Consider the following 18,490-nt stretch of genomic DNA (forward strand, 5'->3'; position numbering starts at 1 on the left):
TTTCTCTTCATTTGACGTTTCATGGGAATTTTATTCTCTTGGTGTAAAATGTAAAAAAACAGTGAAAGAAATATAAAATCTATAAATTACAATTAGTTGGTTTTTAATTTCTTCCCTTGCTCATCATCGGTGCGATACTAGTCACAAAAGGATAAATAGAATAATTTTCCAAATCTCGCCCAGTATCAGTCTCAGGCCGTTTCAAAACACAACCTAGGCACATTTTCGCGCGCTAGCAAAACGATTTCGTCCCGTTGGCTGAGATAGGCCAGTTCAATCACGGCTGCTGCCCCGGTAGCGCAGCGCATCAACGACTAGCGAAAATGCTGGGGAAGGCTGCTTTCTACTAGGATAATAAAGGTAATAACCAGGAAAAGGGGCACACCATTCCTGCAAGACGCTTATCAACCGCCCATCTACAATATGTGAGCCAAATTCTTCTTCCGGTAGAAAGGCAATACCCAGTCCAGCCACTGCGGCATCGACCATATGAGCTGAGGTATTGAAAATTAATTGCCCGTCGACACGCACGTTGACCGGTACACCCTGGTTTTCAAATTCCCAGATATAGAGCCCACCAGAGGTTGTCATACGCATATTGATACAGTTGTGATGAACCAGATCGTTTGGCGTTTGTGGCTGCGGATGACGGGTAAAATAGTCGGGGGATGCCACTGCTGCCATGCGCAATGGCGGGCCAATCGGCACCGCTATCATATCTTTATCAATGGTATCCCCCAGCCGGACGCCTGCATCAAACCGGTCGGCCACGATGTTACGGAATCCGTGGTTGGCATCGAATTCCAATTTTATGTCGGGATAGTCGCGCAGTAACGAGGACAATTTCGGCAGTAGCAGGGAATGCAGAACATTGGGTCCACAGGTGATCCGCACTGTGCCAGCGGGTTTATCCCGTAACTCCGTCAGCATGTCCAGTTCTGCTTCAATCTCATCAAAGCGGTTGCCAATCGCCAGCAACAGTCTCTCCCCGGCGGCAGTGAGGGAAACACTGCGTGTGGTACGGGTAAGTAGACGGATTTTCAGACGATTTTCCAAACCGGTGATCGCCTGGCTGAGGGCCGGCTGCGTGACGCCAAGTTGCGCGGCGGCTCGGGTAAAGCTTCCCTCGCGCGCGACTGCTATAAACGAGATCAGATCATTAATGTTGCGTTTCATCGCCTCTCCTTGTCGGTATTCATAATTGTAACTTATAAGCCCATTAAGTATTCATTAGATAGTCAGAATGCCTCACACGTGTAGAATTTTCATCCATCGATAGCGCAAAGCGGGTCAATGAATTCCGTGCCCGCGTTTCCTCATTAATTTTCTAATACTTGAATTTTGCTCCTATAAGTAAAAACGCAGATCTGATTTGCCTGAACTTGTACACCGGAATAAGAGAGACAGAGCGTTATGACTCCATTAGCGAACGAGATATCGGCCCGACAGCCAACCACTTATTGGAGCGGCGTGCTGGCAATGACACTGTGCGTGTTTGTTCTTGTGGCATCGGAGTTTATGCCGGTCAGCCTGCTGACCCCCATCGCTCGGGAACTGGGCGTCAGCGAAGGTTTAGCGGGGCAGGGAATTGGGATTTCTGGTGCGCTGGCGGTATTGACCAGCCTGTCGATCTCTGCACTTGCCAGGAATATTGACCGTAAGATCCTGCTGCTGGGGCTGACGTTGTTAATGGCGCTCTCCGGCATGATTATCGCGATAGCGCCGGATTATCTGACCTACATGGTTGGACGGGGGTTACTGGGTGTGGCCATTGGCGGCTTCTGGTCAATGTCAGCAGCGACGGCGATCCGCTTGGTTCAGCCTCATCAGGTGCCGCAGGCGCTGGCTATTTTCAACGGTGGCAATGCGCTGGCTATGGTGATCGCCGCGCCGCTTGGCAGTTATCTCGGTGCCGTCATCGGATGGCGTGGAGCATTCTTCAGTGTGGTCCTGGTGGCGTTAATTGCTTTTGTCTGGTTGTGGATCAGCCTACCTGCAATGGTGGCAAAAAGTGACGGTAAGCGTTCAGGCAATATTTTGCGCCTGTTAAGCAATCGGCTGGTTGCAACCGGGATGGCGGCCTGCGGCATTTTCTTTATGGGGCAGTTCACGCTCTTTACCTACGTGCGGCCTTTCCTGGAAACGGCCACCAATGTGAGTGTCCCCACGCTGTCGCTTACGCTGCTGATCACCGGGGTTGCAGGATCCATCGGCACGCTGCTGATCGGCATTTTTCTGCGTCGTGGATTTTACCCGACGCTGATCGTCATCCCATTGCTGATGACCGTGATTGCCGGGATGCTGATCGTGTTCGGTAACAGCATTTGGATCGTGATGCCCCTCCTCGGTATCTGGGGACTGGTAGCGACTGCCGCCCCTGTAGGGTGGTGGACTTGGGTTGCCAGAACGCTGCCTGATGATGCCGAAGCAGGCGGCGGGCTGATGGTTGCTGTAATACAGCTGTCTATTGCGCTGGGCTCCACCCTTGGCGGGCTGGCGTATGACCACAGCGGATATCAAAGCAGTTTCGCCATCAGCGGTCTCTTGCTGGCGATCGCAGCCATGCTGGCTTTATTGGCATCACGTAAAGACCCTAAACATATCGCATGAACAGGAGTTAATGCTGTGAGAATTAAAGCTATTGGTACGTACTTCGGAATTGCCGGATTGTGGCGTATTCCATTAATTAACCAAGTGGGCTGTTGCCCGCTCATCCAATAGGGATAGTGTTATGAGAACTTTGACTATGATGTTAGGGCTGTTAATCAGTTCGTTTACTGTAGCTGCAGCCGATATGTCTCCGGGGGCGGATAATTTTTACCAAAGCGATAAGGTCACCCAGCAAAAGGTGACTTTTAAAAACCAGTATCAGATGGAAGTCACTGGCAATCTGTTCATGCCAAAAAACATCAATCAGAACGCCAAAAATCCGGCGATTATCGTCGGTCATCCAATGGGGGCAGTGAAGGAGCAAAGTTCTAACCTGTACGCGCAGAAGTTGGCAGAACAGGGTTTTGTCACGCTGGCAATCGATCTCTCTTTCTGGGGTGAGAGCGAGGGCTTACCGCGTAACGCGGTATTACCGGATATGTATGCAGAGGACTTCAGCGCGGCGGTCGACTACCTTGGCACCAGGCCGTTTGTCGACAGAAACCGCATTGGCGTTTTGGGTATCTGCGGTAGCGGCAGTTTCGCTGTTAGCGCGGCTAAAATTGATCCGCGTATGAGGGCGATTGCTACCGTGAGCATGTATGACATGGGGTCTGCTAACCGGAATGCGCTGCATCATTCGCTAACTTTGGAACAGCGTAAGAAAATCATCGCGGACGCGGCAGAACAGCGATATGTCGAGTTCACCGGTGGCAAAACGCAATATACCAGCGGCACGGTACACAAGATCGATGCGAACTCATCACCCATCGAGAAAGAGTTTTATGATTTCTACCGTACTCCACGTGGCGAGTTCACCCCGAAAGGCGCTTCACCGCAACAGACCACGCATCCAACGCTGACCAGTAATGTCAAGTTTATGAATTTCTATCCATTCAACGATATTGAAACTATTTCCCCGCGCCCGATGTTGTTCATCACTGGTGACCAGGCGCATTCGAAGGAATTCAGTGAAGATGCTTACCAGCGAGCTGCGCAGCCGAAAGAACTGTATATCGTCCCCGGTGCGGGCCATGTGGATCTGTATGATCGTACAGACCTGATCCCTTTCGCTAAACTGACGGCATTCTTTAGAGAGCATCTTAAATAAGGGAAGGCCAGCCTCCTTCGCTAGGTATGGCCGGTTCCAACGCTGCTTGGGGAGAATATGGATATGAAGGGGCACGGCAGAAGTAGCGTTTTTGTTTCGCTGATCATTGCAACGCTTGGGTGTTTTTGGGTCGGGGCTGCTGACTCACAATCTCATAAGGAACATGACATGAAAATTGAGATGAAAATTAACGGGCAGCGTTATGAGATTGCGCTCTACGATAACCCCGCAGCCAAGGCATTCGCTGCACAACTACCTATGACGCTGGAGATGATGGAGTTAAACGGTAATGAAAAATACGCAGAACTACCACATTCGTTTCCCACCAGCGTGACACGTCCCGGCATTATTCACAATGGCGACCTTATGATGTATGGCTCTCAGACATTAGTGCTGTTTTATGCAACTTTCAAGTCATCATACGCGTACACGCCCGTTGGCCGCGTCGATTCGCCGCAAACTCTGGCGGAAACCACAGGCACACAGAGCGTGCAGATCGAGTTCTTTAAGTGACTGCTATTGATGATAATTTCGAAACAGGCTATCGACAATGAGATTGACGAAGACACAGAGCTTTTGAGAAAGTGGTCGACTCGACATCTGCGATAAAATGCCTAAAAATTCAGGCTCTGATAACGTAAAAATCCCGTTTGGTTGCCCAAGCGGGATTTTTTAAATTTGGCTCCTCTGACTGGACTCGAACCAGTGACATACGGATTAACAGTCCGCCGTTCTACCGACTGAACTACAGAGGAATCTTGTGAACGGGGCGAATAATAGCGGTGCTAATTATGCTTGTAAAGCATCAAAATGTGTCATCGTTCTGTTTGCTGCGCAAATGAGCAAATGCATTGGTTTTCAGCGAGTTAATGAGCTTTGTGTTGTATGATTTTCATGCAGAAAGCGCCGGGCTGAATAAACATATTAGGCTGTGTCCCTTAATTGCACGCGAGCGCCGCTGGCGGTCATTTGCGCACAGGGCAAGGCGTGAGCCGCGAGGTTTGGTGGACCAAATAAGCGGCGAACAACGCCGCAATGCGCGCAAATGGCCCCAGCCCGAAGGGTCGCGCCCCAAAAGCCCGTTCGAAGTAAAGTCGGGCTTGAACAGAGGGCCACTCTGCTCTTCACCCTCCGCCTTGATAACGGGCTTTTGGGTCTGCGACGGCACCACGGGCAATTAAGGGACACAGCCTAGGTGGGCAGATATAATCGCCTGCAAATCTTGGTGGTATTAAGGTGACTTGCACAGAGCTCAAACTTTACCCCTGCAAAAAAAGAGCAGTATCTCTAACTCAAAAAAAGCCGCGCTAGGTGAGTCAGTGCAAGCAATCAACAGATTAACTATATCCACCTAAGATATTTCTCGAATTTAATGTTTCCAAGCATGATCCACTGAAATAAATCATTTGCATCAGAAGGTTAAAGGCTGTTTATTAACCTCAATCATAGCCACTCTCGAGAAAAATCTCATACTATCATTGCTTTTATACAAGGTTACTTATGGTGTTTGGAGTAAATCACCATAACGACCAGGTGCGGTAAAATAAATATCCACCTATTACGGAATTTGAGTTGCCAGTTACGGTGAAAAATCGCCTGATAGGAAATATCCAAAATTGAGTTTTTTTCAAAAAAAATAAACTTATCATTATGTTTTATAATAATTTTTATTTTCACGCTTAATATGGATGAATCAAGTTGATGAGAGGCTGCGTAGTTGTGCCGTTTTTATTCTTTTACCATTTGATTCAAAAGACCCTACTACTACGCCTTATTTCAGCCATTCGCTTCTCTTCGGCGGTTGCTGGATATAGAAAATATTAGTATTATTTTGTACTTCTGACCGCTATGAGCGGTTTATGCTAAGTGTTTTAACATCTTTTTTGCAATTTTTGCACCATGTTGACATGAGCATGTGCTCGTCAGGTCGATAGGTGGTCACAAATTGATGTAACGGTAGCATCCAACGTTCTTGGGATCATCTATAGTGAGCGTTGGCTAGGGGCCTACTTGTGGTTATTCACCCAATTGATTGTTTGAAAAACGCACAGCGTTTGCCAGGCGAGCCGAAATGCGTGAAAGTGGTAACCTATTGAGAAATATGTTGTGAACAGATTTGAACGTAGCTCATTGCAGATCCTGAGGGCTGGGCCCGATAAGGTGCAGCATTCCGCTGCTAGTACACGAACGACTTGAATAATGGCAAGTAAACATCCACCAGACTCATACCCGGAACTGTCTGCAAAATATGAGTAATGGGATTTTTTGAAAGGAATTTTCAATGGTATGCAAGCAAAAGAACCTCTGTTTAGGCGTGTTGTTGTGCAGCGTTTGGGTACTGACCGGCTGCCAGAGTGATAATAATGCCAAGACGTCGTTACAGAATAAGTCTCAGGTTAGTAATAGTAGTGCTGTTCAGGCACCTCCTAAACAGATCAGTGTTACACCGCCCCCCGCACCTGCTCCTGCAGACAGCAAGGCCACTAAAATTGGTCTGTGTCAAAGTGAATTGGCTTCTTTGAAGCAAATCAGCCCGAGAGCATATGCAGCGAAGCAAGCCGAGTTTAATCGTCTGCTAAACAATGCCTCTGTTTATGGCTCGATTCGTGGTGAAGTCAATGCAGACACCAAAGATACGCTAGATGCTTTGTACAAATTCAAAACTAACCAGCTATGCGCCGATATCCAGTTTGAAGTCCTGCAAGGTCTTATCCGGAGAGGGGAAAGCGTGAAATGAGGCGCAGGATATATTATGGCGCATTGCTGACGCTGGCACTGCCCCTGGGGGCTGTGCAGGCTGAAGTAGCCAGCACAGATGAAGGCGGCAAGCTGAATTCACTTGATGAGATAACGCGTCAGGTGGACGAAGCTCCGGCACTGCTGTTTTTGACGCCTTCGCAAATAGATAACACTGCTGAACCGGCGAAAGAAAAGAGTAAATCAACCAGCAAACCGAATTCATTGGTGAAGTCTGCGGATGATGATACCAGCGGGCGTATTCGTGAAATGAAAACGTTGCAGGCGACGATTAACCAGTTGAAGGCTAAGGTCAGCGGGCAAGAGGCCGCTCTTGAGCAATTGCGCAATTCGCAGTCTAAGCAAAAAGCTTCTTCTACAGAACTTATTCGTTTGCAGCAGGCAATAGAGCAAAGCCAACAGGAAAACGCCCAGTTAAAGCAGCAACTCGCGGCGCAAGCTAAAGACAGCGATCAAAAGGGGCAGCAATTGAAATTGCTGCAACAAGAGCAAAAAGCCAACGTACAGTTACAACAACAACTTGCAGCGCAAGCTAAAGATAACGAGCTAAAAGCATCGCAGATCAAAGAGTTGCAACAGTCTCTGCAACAAAATCAGCAAGCGATCGCCAAGCTGCAGGACCAATTGGCGGCACAAGCCAAAGATCATGTTCAAAAGAGCCAACAATCATTGGCAAAATTGCAGGAGCAACTGGCAGCGCAGGGTAAAGATAGCGATCTGAAAGTTGAACAGTTGAAAAAATTGCAGCAAAGCAGTGCCAAACTGCAGGAACAACTGGCAGCGCAAACTAAAGATATTGAAGAAAAGGCGCTTCAGGTCAAGCAGTTGCAAGAACAGCTGGTATCTACTGGTAAAGAGAGCGAGCTAAAAAACCAGCAGGCCTTAGCGAAGTTAAAAGAACAGTTAGAAGCGAAAAACAAAGAAGGCGAGCAAAAAGCCAAGCAGCTAGCTGAGATGCAGCAGGCGAGCGCCAAACTGCAAGAACAACTCGCCGCGCAGAGTAAAGACAGCGAGCAGAAAGGCAAGCAGGTCAAGCAGTTGCAAGAGCAGCTGGTATCTAGTGGCAAAGAGAGCGAGTTAAAAAGCCAGCAGGCCTTGGCGAAGTTAAAAGAACTGTTAGAAGCGAAAAACAAAGAAGGCGAGCAAAAAGCCAAGCAGCTAGCTGAGATGCAGCAGGCGAGCGCCAAACTGCAAGAACAACTCGCCGCGCAGAGTAAAGACAGTGAGCAAAAAGGCAAGCAGGTCAGGCAGTTGCAAGAACAGCTGGCGTCTAATGGCAAAGAGATTGAGCTAAAAAGCCAGCAGGCGTTGGCGAAGTTAAAAGAACAGTTAGAAGCGAAAAACAAAGAAGGCGAGCAAAAAGCCAAGCAGTTAGCTGAGATGCAGCAGGCGAGCGCCAAACTGCAAGAACAGCTCACCGCGCAGAGTAAAGACAGTGAGCAGAAAGGCAAGCAGGTTAAGCAGTTGCAAGAACAGCTGGTATCTAGTGGCAAAGAGATCGAGCTAAAAAGCCAGCAGGCGTTGGCGAAGTTAAAAGAACAGTTAGAAGCGAAAAACAAAGAAGGCGAGCAAAAGGCCAAGCAGTTAGCTGAGTTGCAGCAAGTCAGTACCAAACTGCAAGAGCAACTTGCAGCGCAGGCTAAAGACAGCGAACAGAAAGTGCAGCAGATAGCGAAACTGCAGGCAGCACAGCAGGCGAGCCAGGATGCAAATGCCAAACTGCAAGAGCAATTTGCAGCGCAGGCTAAAGACAGCGAGCAGAAAGTGCAGCAGCTTGCGAAACTGCAGGCAGCACAGCAGGCAAGCCAGGATGAGAATGCCAAACTGCAAGAACAACTTGCAGCGCAGGCTAAAGACAGTGAGCAGAAAGTGCAGCAGCTTGCGAAACTGCAGGCAGCACAACAGGCAAGCCAGGATGAGAATGCCAAACTGCAAGAGCAGCTCGCCGCACAGGTTAAAGAGAGTGAACAGAAAACGCAGCAACTCGCACAGTTGAAAGAGAAACAACAGACTGCAGGCGATGCTACGGTAACTGAGCCGAAGACGGATCTGGAAAAACGCGATTACGCGATAGGTACCGCATTAGGTAATGACATACTGAGTTTACTCGACAGTAAAAAGTCACAAGGTGTAGACGTCAATCGCAAACTGGCGTTGGCAGGTGTTTCAGATGTGATCAATGGGCAGATCAAACTTGCCAAAGCCCAGATAGACAAAGCACTCTACGACAGCGAAGTAGAACTGAGTAACCAGCATAAAAAGATTAAAGAGCAGAATGTACAGAAAGGCAGTAAATATATCGATAAATTTAAAAAGCAGGCTCGGGTAGTCAAGTCTCCGCAGGGATTCTACTACCGTGTTGATTACGCGGGTGACAGTGCTATTAAGGAAGGCGATACCGTAGCTGTGGTAGTTAAAGAAAGTCTGACCGATGGTAAAGTGGTCAAAGATATGGATTTGGCGGGTACTTCAATATCGCAGCCGTTGAGCTCATATCCGCCACTATTCCGCGAGGCTCTCAGCAAACTCAAAAACCACGGTAGTATGACATTAGTCGTGCCGCCTGAATTGGCCTATGGTGACAAAGGTATGCCGCCTGATATCCCGCCAGGGGCGACTATGGTTTATAACGTCCGCATTCTGGATGTGATACCAGCCTCCGGCCAGTAAGAACGTTAGCCAAGACAGAACCCCGCCAGACCATCGGCGGGGTTTTTCACTTTGGAGTAGACATAAAGTTGCTAAAAGGTAAGGGGCCGGTGTTCCCGCCCTTACCTGATACACACACTTAGCGGAATGGTGGCTCGTTGAAAGTACGAAGCTTGCGCGAGTGCAGATGCTCGCCCTCAGCCCGCAACAGGTCTATGGCACGGATCCCGATTTGCAGATGTTCTGAAATGGCTCCTTCATAGAAACGGTTGGCCTGACCAGGCAGTTTGATCTCACCATGCAGTGGTTTATCCGATACACACAGCAAGGTGCCATAAGGTACCCGGAAGCGATAACCCTGTGCTGCGATGGTTGCACTTTCCATATCAACAGCGACGGCACGGCTAAGGTTAAAGCGCAAAGCGGATGCAGAATAGCGCAGTTCCCAATTGCGATCGTCAGTAGTGACCACCGTCCCGGTACGCAAACGCTGTTTCACCGCCTCACCTGGCATACCGCTGACCGTTTTGGTGGCGTCGTACAGTGCGCGCTGGACCTCAGCAATACTTGGGATCGGAATATCTGGGGGCAGAACCGAATCGAGCACATGGTCATCACGCAGGTAGGCATGAGCCAGAACATAATCGCCGATAGCCTGGCTTTCCCGCAGGCCGCCGCAGTGACCAATCATCAACCAGGCATGTGGGCGCAATACCGAAAGGTGGTCGCAGATGGTCTTGGCGTTGGAAGGGCCAACACCGATGTTGACCAGCGTGATCCCTTGACCATTTTTGGTTATAAGGTGGTAGGCGGGCATCTGGTGGTTTTTCCAGGCCAGATCGGACACCGTCTGCTCTGGGTTAGGGGTTTCCGCCGTTACATAGTTCCCCCCGGCGCAGGATAAAGCGACGTAAGGGCTGTCTGGATCGGTAATCTGGCTACAGGCCCAGCGAACGAATTCATCAACGTAGCGCGTGTAGTTGGTGAACAGAACAAAGTGTTGGAAGTGCTCTACTGGCGTACCGGTGTAGTGCCTCAGGCGGGCCAGCGAGAAATCCGTGCGCAACGCATCAAAATGTGAAAGCGGAAAATGGTTGGCCGACGGGTACAAACCGTCTGCAGTTTCATCCCCGATATTGGCCAGTTCGGTAGTAGGGAAGTGCTTGGTCAACCCGGCGCTCATGGTCCTGTCCAATGTCAGGTCTGAACCGTCGATCACATAAGGGAAGGGGATCTCTTGCTCAGAGGGGACCACTTCAATCACTGTGGCATATTCACTTTCCAGCAGGGCCAACTGCTCGGCCAGATAGCGGCGAAACAACTGTGGCCGCGTAATGGTGGTCGTGTAGTTGCCAGGGCGGGTAAAACGCCCATAGGCACGCGCTCTGGAGCTATTAGGCTGCTCTCCGTCCCAGCGGACACGTAACTCTGGGTAAGAAAACTTTCCTTTGGCCCGGTCCTGCGCATTTGGCAGGGAACCTTGAGTGATATACTCCTTAATGGCTTCACGTAATGCGCAAACCGATGCGTCGTACAACGCTTCTAGCTTGTCGAGAGCCTGTGAGGCTGTCAGCGTCTTGTCTGGCAGTGTATTCATTGTTATCCCTTGGTTGTAGCGATACTTCAGCATAGCTTAAAGCCTGTGCCCGAGGTATACCACCTTCAGGAAATACTCGTCATACTTCAAGTGCATGGGTGTTGGCTACGTCCGTTCACTCCAGTCACATAGTTTTCTATGCTCCTGGCGACTCTCGGACTTGCCGCCAATCAATCAGGCGATAACTCATATTTCTTGATCTTGCGATACAGCGTCGCGATACCTATCCCCAATTTTTCGGCAACCAGCTTCTTGTTTGAATGCAGACTCAGTGCCTCCTCGATCATTCGTTTCTCCATTTTTTCCAACCCTACCGTATTCTGTTTTTCACACGGCTCGCTGGCCTTGTACTCCATCAGGGGGCTAGACGCAGTCAACTTTTGGCCTTGTGTCAGATTGGGTGGCAACAGGTAGGTATCAATGATTTCACCGCTTGGCACTACGTTGACCAGATATTCAATCAGATTACTTAGCTCACGCACATTACCGGGCCAACGATAATGCCGCAGCAGTTTAAGCACTTCGGCTGAAATACCGGGGTAAATAATACCGATCCTCTTGGTATGCAAACTGAGAAAATAATGGACCAATAATTCGATGTCACCCTCGCGTTCGCGTAGCGGCGGTAAGGTTATGGGGATGACATTCAGGCGATAATAGAGGTCTTCACGGAATTTCCCTTCGGCGATGTACTGTTCCAGATTTTGATTGGTCGCCGAAATGATCCTGATATCTACCGGGATGGGTTTGCTGGAGCCAATAGGCAACACTTCGCGGGACTCCACCGTGCGCAGTAACTTGGCCTGTAGCATTAGCGGCATATCACCAATCTCATCCAAGAACAGCGTGCCCTGGTTAGCTGCTTGAATAAGGCCCACTTTGCCATTGGCCGAGGCGCCGGTAAATGCGCCTTTCAGGTAGCCAAAGAGTTCACTTTCAAGCAACTGATCTGGAATAGCTGCACAGTTAATGGCAATGAAAGGTTTATCGCTGCGGTTGCTCAGCCGGTGTATCGCGCGAGCTACCACCTCTTTACCGGTGCCACTTTCCCCCACCACCAACACGCTGGAAGGGCTAGGTGCAATACGCGTGATCAACTTCTTCAGTAGGCGCATTGGCTCACTTTCCCCAGCCAAATGTTCAATACGCGGATCTTCCTGGCTCAGGATTTCGCTAAACGACGAATGAGACTGATGGAATGCCATCAAAAATAATTGATGGTCCTGAATCTGGTGTAACTGACCAATCATTATTTCTTGACTATCATCGAATGAAATAATGTGTTGCAAATGCCCGCTGGTGTAATTCTGTCTGAAGGTTAGAGCACGGATGGTGAATGTTTTCCCTACAACATCTTCTTGGGATAAATTAAGCTGCTTTAATGCCGTCGCGTTGGCCAATTTTAGCTGGCTTTTTTCATTCAGAATTAATACACCCTGATCCATACTTTCAATCAGGCTGAAAAGGACTTTATTTAATCCACCGCTATTACCTTGTGTTTCCAATAAATTGGAAACGAAAACGTTGGATATATTCCTGACATAGCCGGAGAACTCATTCAGGTTATCCCGCAATCGCTGTTGTTGCTCCAGGTTGAAGGCAACCAGGCTAATGACGCCAATACAGGCATCCTGGAAGATGATGGGAATACCAAGAAACGCTTTTTCCTGGCACTCCTCTTTGTTGTTACACCCTTCGCAGACCGGATCGAAACGCGAGTGAGTAACTATTTTTTCACATTTAGTATCAATGACATGCTTTAGTAACCCCGAGTTGCTGGCGAGCTTTATGCCAAAATGTTTACCGTAGGGACCGGTCCCTGCTACGCGTACCAGGTTGGCATCGACAATCTCGACTTCTAGTAGCAATACACTGGAGAGCATTTTAGTAAAGCGTAAAATTGTCGGTTGGATTTGCATAAGTGCAGACTGAGCATTCGCCGGTGTTATCATCACACGTTTCTCGTTTTCATCGTTGAAAAAGAAAAGATAATACATCAATGCCCAAGGCAATTTGATGATCATCAAGCTAATCGTTCAGAGTAAATTGAATATGCAGTTAGCATCACATTTTATTATCAAAATGATAATTCACGGTAATTCCTATCATTTTGGGTTGAAGTGTTAGGGTGATAATTATAAACAACCTATTGTAGTGATCTTTAATTTGCTTATTTTTTAAAAGATTTCTCCTAAAGGCTTCACTCAATGTTGCTTCCTTTGACGGATTGCGTGACGAATATCACATTACTCCTTGGTTTAATCCCTCCAGTTCGGGTGTTCCGGCCACTTGGCACGCTTATTGATTGCCTGAAGAACAGGCGCTGCAAAGCGATGGGTCATTCTGAGATTAAACGTCGGTGGTATCAGATAACGAACCACTCTTGATATTTAGGGGCAAAGATGAGAACAGTTAACCAGTTAATCAAGGATATAAACGCGTTAAAGTCGAATTTACATCAAAAAGACTTTTTGCTGACATGGGAACAAAGCCGCGAAGAGCTGGAACTGGTGCTCAACCTGGCTGAAGCACTGAAAACCATGCGGTCAGAAAATATCGCAACCAGAATATTTAACAGTGGTTTAGGTATATCTATTTTCCGTGATAATTCAACGCGCACGCGCTTTTCTTATGCCTCGGCACTCAATCTGCTCGGGCTGGCCCAGCAGGATCTGGATGAAGGGAAATCGCAGATCGCTCATGGGGAAACGGTACGTGAAACCGCGAATATGATCTCATTCTGTGCGGATGCCATTGGTATTCGTGACGACATGTATCTGGGTGCGGGTAACGCCTACATGCGTGAAGTTGGCGATGCGCTGGATGAGGGGTTTGAGAAGGGGGTATTGCCGCAGCGTCCGGCGCTGGTCAACTTGCAGTGTGATATTGACCACCCAACGCAGGCCATGGCCGATCTGGCCTGGTTACAGGAGCACTTTGGTAGCCTGGAGAACCTGAAAGGTAAAAAGATCGCCATGACCTGGGCCTACTCTCCAAGCTATGGCAAACCGCTGTCTGTGCCGCAAGGCATCATTGGCCTGATGACCCGCTTCGGGATGAAAGTGACGCTGGCTCATCCAGAAGGTTATGACTTGATCCCTGATGTAATTGAAGTCGCGAAAAACAATGCTGCGGCATCTGGCGGCAGTTTCCAGCAGGTTACCTCAATGGCTGAAGCTTTCAAGGGTGCCGATATCGTTTATCCGAAGTCTTGGGCACCTTACAAAGTTATGGAGCAGCGTACCGATCTGTTGCGTGCCAACGATCACCAAGGCTTGAAAGCGCTGGAACAGCAATGCCTGGCACAGAACGCCCATTATAAAGACTGGCACTGTACCGAAGAGATGATGAAGCTGACCAAAGGCGGCGAAGCGCTGTATATGCACTGCCTGCCTGCGGATATTACCGACGTTTCATGTAGCGAAGGAGAAGTGTCAGCCAGCGTTTTCGAGAAATACCGCATCGCCACTTATAAGGAAGCCAGTTGGAAGCCTTATATCATCGCCGCCATGATCATGGCACGGAAATTCTCTAACCCAGGTCCGGTGTTGGAGCAATTACTTAAAGACGCAGAAAGACGCATTAAATAAGCCGACTCTGGCCGGGGATCGCTGTAACCAAGCGACTTCAAGCTGCAGGTAGTCAACAGCACTGCAGCTTGAAGAACGACAGGCATACGGGGGTTCCCGAGTTGTGAAAGGTTAATGCGACCAGAGGAGGTAGAAGTTATGTCGGTATTTTCATTGAAAGTGGATATTGAGGATAACCGTAATTTTAACGGTGAAACATCGCCACTTTTCTCGCAGGCAGAAGCGCAAAAAGCGCGTGAGTTTCACAAAAAAATAGCGGGTTATCAGCCAACGCCACTGTGTGCGCTGGATGATCTGGCTCAACTGTTTGGCGTGCAGAAAATCCTGGTAAAAGACGAATCCAAACGTTTTGGCTTAAATGCTTTCAAAATGCTCGGCGGCGCTTACGCAATTGCCCGCTTGCTGTGCGAAAAGTATCAGATTGAAATCAATGCGTTCTCCTTCGAAAAATTCAAATCCACGTCTAGCGAGAAAATGACCTTCGCCACAACCACCGACGGTAACCATGGCCGTGGGGTTGCCTGGGCGGCTAAGCAACTGGGGCAACATGCCGTGGTGTATATGCCCAAAGGGTCAGCGCAGGAGCGGGTAGATCACATACTCAATCTGGGTGCCGAGTGCATCGTCACCGATATGAACTACGACGATACCGTGCGGCTGACCATGAAAACCGCTGAGGAGCGCGGTTGGATGGTGGTTCAGGACACGGCTTGGGAAGGCTATACCAAGATCCCAACCTGGATTATGCAGGGCTATGCCACGCTGGCCGATGAAGCGACGGAACAAATGCGCCAGATGAACATTAAGCGGCCAACCCATGTTTTTCTGCAGGCAGGGGTAGGGGCGATGGCTGCGGGTGTGCTGGGCTATCTGGTGGACGTGTTTGGTGCCAAAGAACTGCACTCGGTGATCGTCGAGCCTGAATTGGCAGACTGCGTTTATCGTTCCGGCAAGAAAGGTGAAATCGTCAATGTTGGCGGTGATATGGCAACCATCATGGCCGGTCTGGCCTGTGGCGAGCCTAATCCGCTGGGGTGGCCGCTGCTGCGCAATTGCACCACGCAGTTTATCTCCTGCCAAGATAGCGTTGCGGCCTTGGGAATGCGCGTGCTAGGCAACCCCTTTGGCAACGACCCGCGCATTATCTCTGGCGAGTCCGGGGCCGTTGGGCTCGGCGTTCTGGCTGCGGTACATCACCATCCACAGCGTGAAAAGCTGATGGAAAGACTTGGCCTGAACAGCCAGTCGGTAGTGTTGCTGATCAGTTCGGAAGGGGATACCGACGTTAAGCACTATCGTGAGGTGGTGTGGGAAGGGAAACATCCCGTCTGACAATACCTGCAGCGGTTTGAAACCATCGGGTAATCATTGGATTGCTGTCTCTCTCGCTTAAGCGAGAGCTAATAGAAGAGTGGAGAAGAAAACACAATGGCAAAGCAAATTCCGTTCGAAATGGTATTGGAAAAAGCATACCAATATAAAGATGAGATGACACGTTTTCTGCGGGACATGATTGCGATCCCGAGCGAAAGCTGTGATGAAAAGCTGGTGGTACTGTGCATCAAGAAAGAGATGGAGAAGGTCGGATTCGACAGGGTTGAGATCGACCCGATGGGCAATATTCTGGGCTATATCGGCCACGGCCCCCACCTGATTGCGATGGATGCGCATATTGATACCGTTGGTATCGGCAATATCAAGAACTGGACCTTTGATCCTTACCAAGGGATGGAAAACGACGAAATTATCGGTGGCCGTGGCGCATCGGATCAGGAAGGCGGCATGGCGTCGATGGTGTATGCCGGGAAAATCATCAAGGATCTAGGGTTAGAAGATCAGTATACCCTGCTGGTGACCGGCACCGTGCAGGAAGAAGATTGCGATGGCCTCTGTTGGCAGTACATCATTGAACAGTCGAAGATCCGCCCGGAGTTTGTCATCAGTACCGAACCGACCGACTGCCAGATTTACCGTGGTCAACGTGGCCGCATGGAGATCCGTGTCGATGTGCAGGGGATCAGTTGCCACGGCTCGGCACCGGAGCGCGGCGATAACGCCATCTTCAAAATGGGGCCGATCCTCAACGAATTGCAGGAGTTATCCGGCAATCTCGGTAACGATGAATTCCTGGGCAAAGGCACGCTCACCGTTTCAGAAATATTCTTCACCTCCCCCAGCCGCTGCGCGGTAGCCGACAGCTGCGCGGTATCAATTGACCGCCGCCTGACCTGGGGAGAAACCTGGGAAGGTGCGCTTGAAGAGATCCGCGCATTGCCAGCGGTACAAGCGGCCAAAGCAACGGTGTCGATGTATGACTATGAGCGGCCATCCTATACCGGCTTGGTCTACCCGACCGAATGTTACTTCCCGACCTGGAAAGTCGAAGAGGATCACATCACGGTAAAAACCTTGAGCAAAGCCTATCAGGGGCTATTCAAGAAAAAACCGGTGGTGGACAAGTGGACGTTCTCAACCAATGGGGTTTCCATCATGGGCCGTCATGGCATCCCAGTGATTGGTTTTGGACCAGGCAAAGAGCCTGAGGCTCATGCGCCGAACGAGAAAACCTGGAAAGAGCATCTGGTGACCTGTGCCGCTATGTATGCTGCGGTGCCACTGGCTTACCTGCAAGAACTTGACCAGTAAGTATCGAGCCCCGGCCAGGTTTGCCGGGGTTATTCTTTCAGGGGGTGCCAATAATGAAGCAACTGATAAAGAACGGCATTCTGGTTGATAGCGAGGGGCAATATTATCAGGACCTATTGATTGAGAATGGCATCATTTGCCAACGCGGTAACGACATAGAGCCTGAAGGGCGCTGCGAGGTTATTGATGCTACTGGCTGCTATGTCATGCCTGGCGGCATTGATGTGCATACCCACTTTAATATTGATGTCGGCATCGCGCGCAGTTGCGATGATTTTTTTTCCGGCACCCGTGCAGCCGCCTGCGGGGGAACTACCACCATTGTCGACCATATGGGGTTTGGCCCGGCGGGGTGTAGCCTACATCATCAACTCAACCTTTATCATCGCTACGCGGCGGGTAATGCGGCGATCGATTATGGCTTTCATGGCGTTATTCAGCACATAGACGATGACATTCTGGCTGAAATGGCGGGCATGGTACATGACGAGGGGATCAGCAGTTTCAAACTCTACCTGACCTACCACTACAAGATAAACGATGCCGATGTGCTGCGGGCATTATGGCAGTTGCGGCAGGTTGGGGCGTTAACCACCGTCCACCCGGAAAACGATGCGGCGATCGCTTTCCGCCGTGCAGCGCTAGTGGCTGCCGGTAAAACGGCACCGATCCATCATGCCTTAAGCCGCCCGATTGAATGTGAGGCGGAAGCGATTGGCCGGATGATTAATCTGGCCCGTATGGCGGATAACGCACCACTTTATATTGTCCATTTATCCAACGGTTTGGGTTTGGACTATTTACGTCTGGCGCGGCAACAACGGCAACCGGTCTGGGTGGAAACTTGCCCACACTATCTGTTGCTTAATGAGCAGTGCTATCTGCGGGACGATGGCGCGAAGTACATCCTCAGCCCACCGCTCCGTAGTCAGCAGGAACTGGATCGCTTATGGGTAGGGGTTGCCGACGGCTCGATTGACACGGTGGCTACCGATCATTGCACCTTCCCTTATCAGCAACGCCAAGCGATGGCGGCAGGGGATTTTACCCGTTGCCCGAACGGCCTCCCTGGGGTTGAGAACCGCATGGCGCTGCTATTTTCCCACGGAGTGATGAGTGGGCGTATCTCTCCCTCACGCTTTGTTGCGCTGACCAGCGGTAACCCGGCCCGGCTGTTTGGCCTGTGGCCGCGCAAAGGCAATCTTAACCTTGGGGCGGATGCCGATGTGGTGATATTCGATCCGCGCCAATCTTCGGTCATCAGGCATAGCCAACTGCATGACAACGCAGATTATTCTCCTTATGAGGGTTTTCACTGTCAGGGGAGGCTGATTATGACGCTGTGTCGGGGGGAAGTGGTGTCCCGTAACGGCGAATTTACCGGTCAACAGGGGTTTGGGCAGTTCATACGTCGGCGGCCTTTTAATGACCAGATTGCAGCAAAAATGGGCTAATCGGTTGGTTCTCCTTTGGCTAAAGGGGGCACTTTAT

12 protein-coding genes and 1 tRNA gene are annotated in these 18,490 nt (G+C 49.9%); 9 read left to right on the forward strand and 4 right to left on the reverse strand.

Annotation, left to right across the window (positions count from 1 at the left end; genetic code table 11):
- Positions 1-273: 273 nt before the first annotated feature.
- The gene (locus SAQUA_RS09465; protein ID WP_380672909.1) at positions 274-1,176 is read right to left on the reverse strand and encodes a LysR family transcriptional regulator; all 903 of its coding nucleotides are present in this window, start codon (positions 1,174-1,176) and stop codon (positions 274-276) included.
- Between the two features lie 237 nt (positions 1,177-1,413).
- Between SAQUA_RS09465 and SAQUA_RS09470 the strand changes: the two genes are divergently transcribed.
- The 3 genes from SAQUA_RS09470 to SAQUA_RS09480 all read left to right on the forward strand — a co-directional run bounded on the left by SAQUA_RS09470 (position 1,414) and on the right by SAQUA_RS09480 (position 4,273).
- Complete coding sequence (locus tag SAQUA_RS09470; RefSeq protein ID WP_380672911.1) at positions 1,414-2,610, forward strand: MFS transporter; 1,197 nt, start codon at positions 1,414-1,416, stop codon at positions 2,608-2,610.
- 121 nt (positions 2,611-2,731) lie between these two features.
- Positions 2,732-3,760: an alpha/beta hydrolase gene (locus SAQUA_RS09475; protein WP_380672913.1), complete on the forward strand. Its 1,029-nt coding sequence runs from the start codon at positions 2,732-2,734 to the stop codon at positions 3,758-3,760.
- A 168-nt stretch (positions 3,761-3,928) separates the two neighbouring features.
- Entirely contained in the window at positions 3,929-4,273 is a 345-nt protein-coding gene (locus SAQUA_RS09480; RefSeq protein ID WP_380672915.1) for a cyclophilin-like fold protein, read from the forward strand.
- A gap of 166 nt (positions 4,274-4,439) precedes the next feature.
- Here the strand turns inward: SAQUA_RS09480 and SAQUA_RS09485 are convergent.
- Positions 4,440-4,515: transfer RNA gene (locus SAQUA_RS09485), tRNA-Asn, on the reverse strand.
- A gap of 1,526 nt (positions 4,516-6,041) precedes the next feature.
- On the opposite strand from SAQUA_RS09485, the gene SAQUA_RS09490 reads away from it, so the two are divergent.
- Both SAQUA_RS09490 and SAQUA_RS09495 read left to right on the forward strand, forming a co-directional pair.
- Entirely contained in the window at positions 6,042-6,497 is a 456-nt protein-coding gene (locus tag SAQUA_RS09490; RefSeq protein ID WP_380672917.1) for a hypothetical protein, read from the forward strand.
- Positions 6,494-9,187 carry an FKBP-type peptidyl-prolyl cis-trans isomerase N-terminal domain-containing protein gene (locus SAQUA_RS09495; protein ID WP_380672919.1) on the forward strand — a complete coding sequence of 898 codons (2,694 nt, stop codon included), beginning with the start codon at positions 6,494-6,496 and terminating at the stop codon, positions 9,185-9,187. Before SAQUA_RS09490 ends, SAQUA_RS09495 begins: the two co-directional genes overlap by 4 nt.
- Positions 9,188-9,305: 118 nt before the next feature.
- On the opposite strand, the gene SAQUA_RS09500 is transcribed toward SAQUA_RS09495, so the two are convergent.
- On the reverse strand, positions 9,306-10,763 hold the full coding sequence (locus SAQUA_RS09500) for an AMP nucleosidase (RefSeq protein WP_380672921.1): 1,458 nt from the start codon (positions 10,761-10,763) through the stop codon (positions 9,306-9,308).
- Positions 10,764-10,933: 170 nt separating this feature from the next.
- On the reverse strand, positions 10,934-12,682 hold the full coding sequence (locus SAQUA_RS09505; RefSeq protein ID WP_380673625.1) for a sigma 54-interacting transcriptional regulator: 1,749 nt from the start codon (positions 12,680-12,682) through the stop codon (positions 10,934-10,936).
- Between the two features lie 483 nt (positions 12,683-13,165).
- On the opposite strand from SAQUA_RS09505, the gene ygeW reads away from it, so the two are divergent.
- From ygeW to hydA, 4 genes are all read left to right on the forward strand, one after another.
- Positions 13,166-14,353 carry a knotted carbamoyltransferase YgeW gene (gene ygeW, locus SAQUA_RS09510; RefSeq protein WP_380672923.1) on the forward strand — a complete coding sequence of 396 codons (1,188 nt, stop codon included), beginning with the start codon at positions 13,166-13,168 and terminating at the stop codon, positions 14,351-14,353.
- A gap of 138 nt (positions 14,354-14,491) precedes the next feature.
- The gene (gene dpaL, locus SAQUA_RS09515; RefSeq protein WP_380672925.1) at positions 14,492-15,685 is read left to right on the forward strand and encodes a diaminopropionate ammonia-lyase; all 1,194 of its coding nucleotides are present in this window, start codon (positions 14,492-14,494) and stop codon (positions 15,683-15,685) included.
- Positions 15,686-15,781: 96 nt separating this feature from the next.
- Positions 15,782-16,999: a YgeY family selenium metabolism-linked hydrolase gene (locus tag SAQUA_RS09520; RefSeq protein ID WP_380672926.1), complete on the forward strand. Its 1,218-nt coding sequence runs from the start codon at positions 15,782-15,784 to the stop codon at positions 16,997-16,999.
- Positions 17,000-17,052: 53 nt separating this feature from the next.
- The gene (gene hydA / locus SAQUA_RS09525) at positions 17,053-18,453 is read left to right on the forward strand and encodes a dihydropyrimidinase (protein ID WP_380672928.1); all 1,401 of its coding nucleotides are present in this window, start codon (positions 17,053-17,055) and stop codon (positions 18,451-18,453) included.
- Positions 18,454-18,490: the final 37 nt, after the last annotated feature.

Source organism: Serratia aquatilis (assembly GCF_044865145.1).
In the GTDB taxonomy this organism is placed as follows: Bacteria; Pseudomonadota; Gammaproteobacteria; order Enterobacterales; family Enterobacteriaceae; genus Chania; species Chania aquatilis.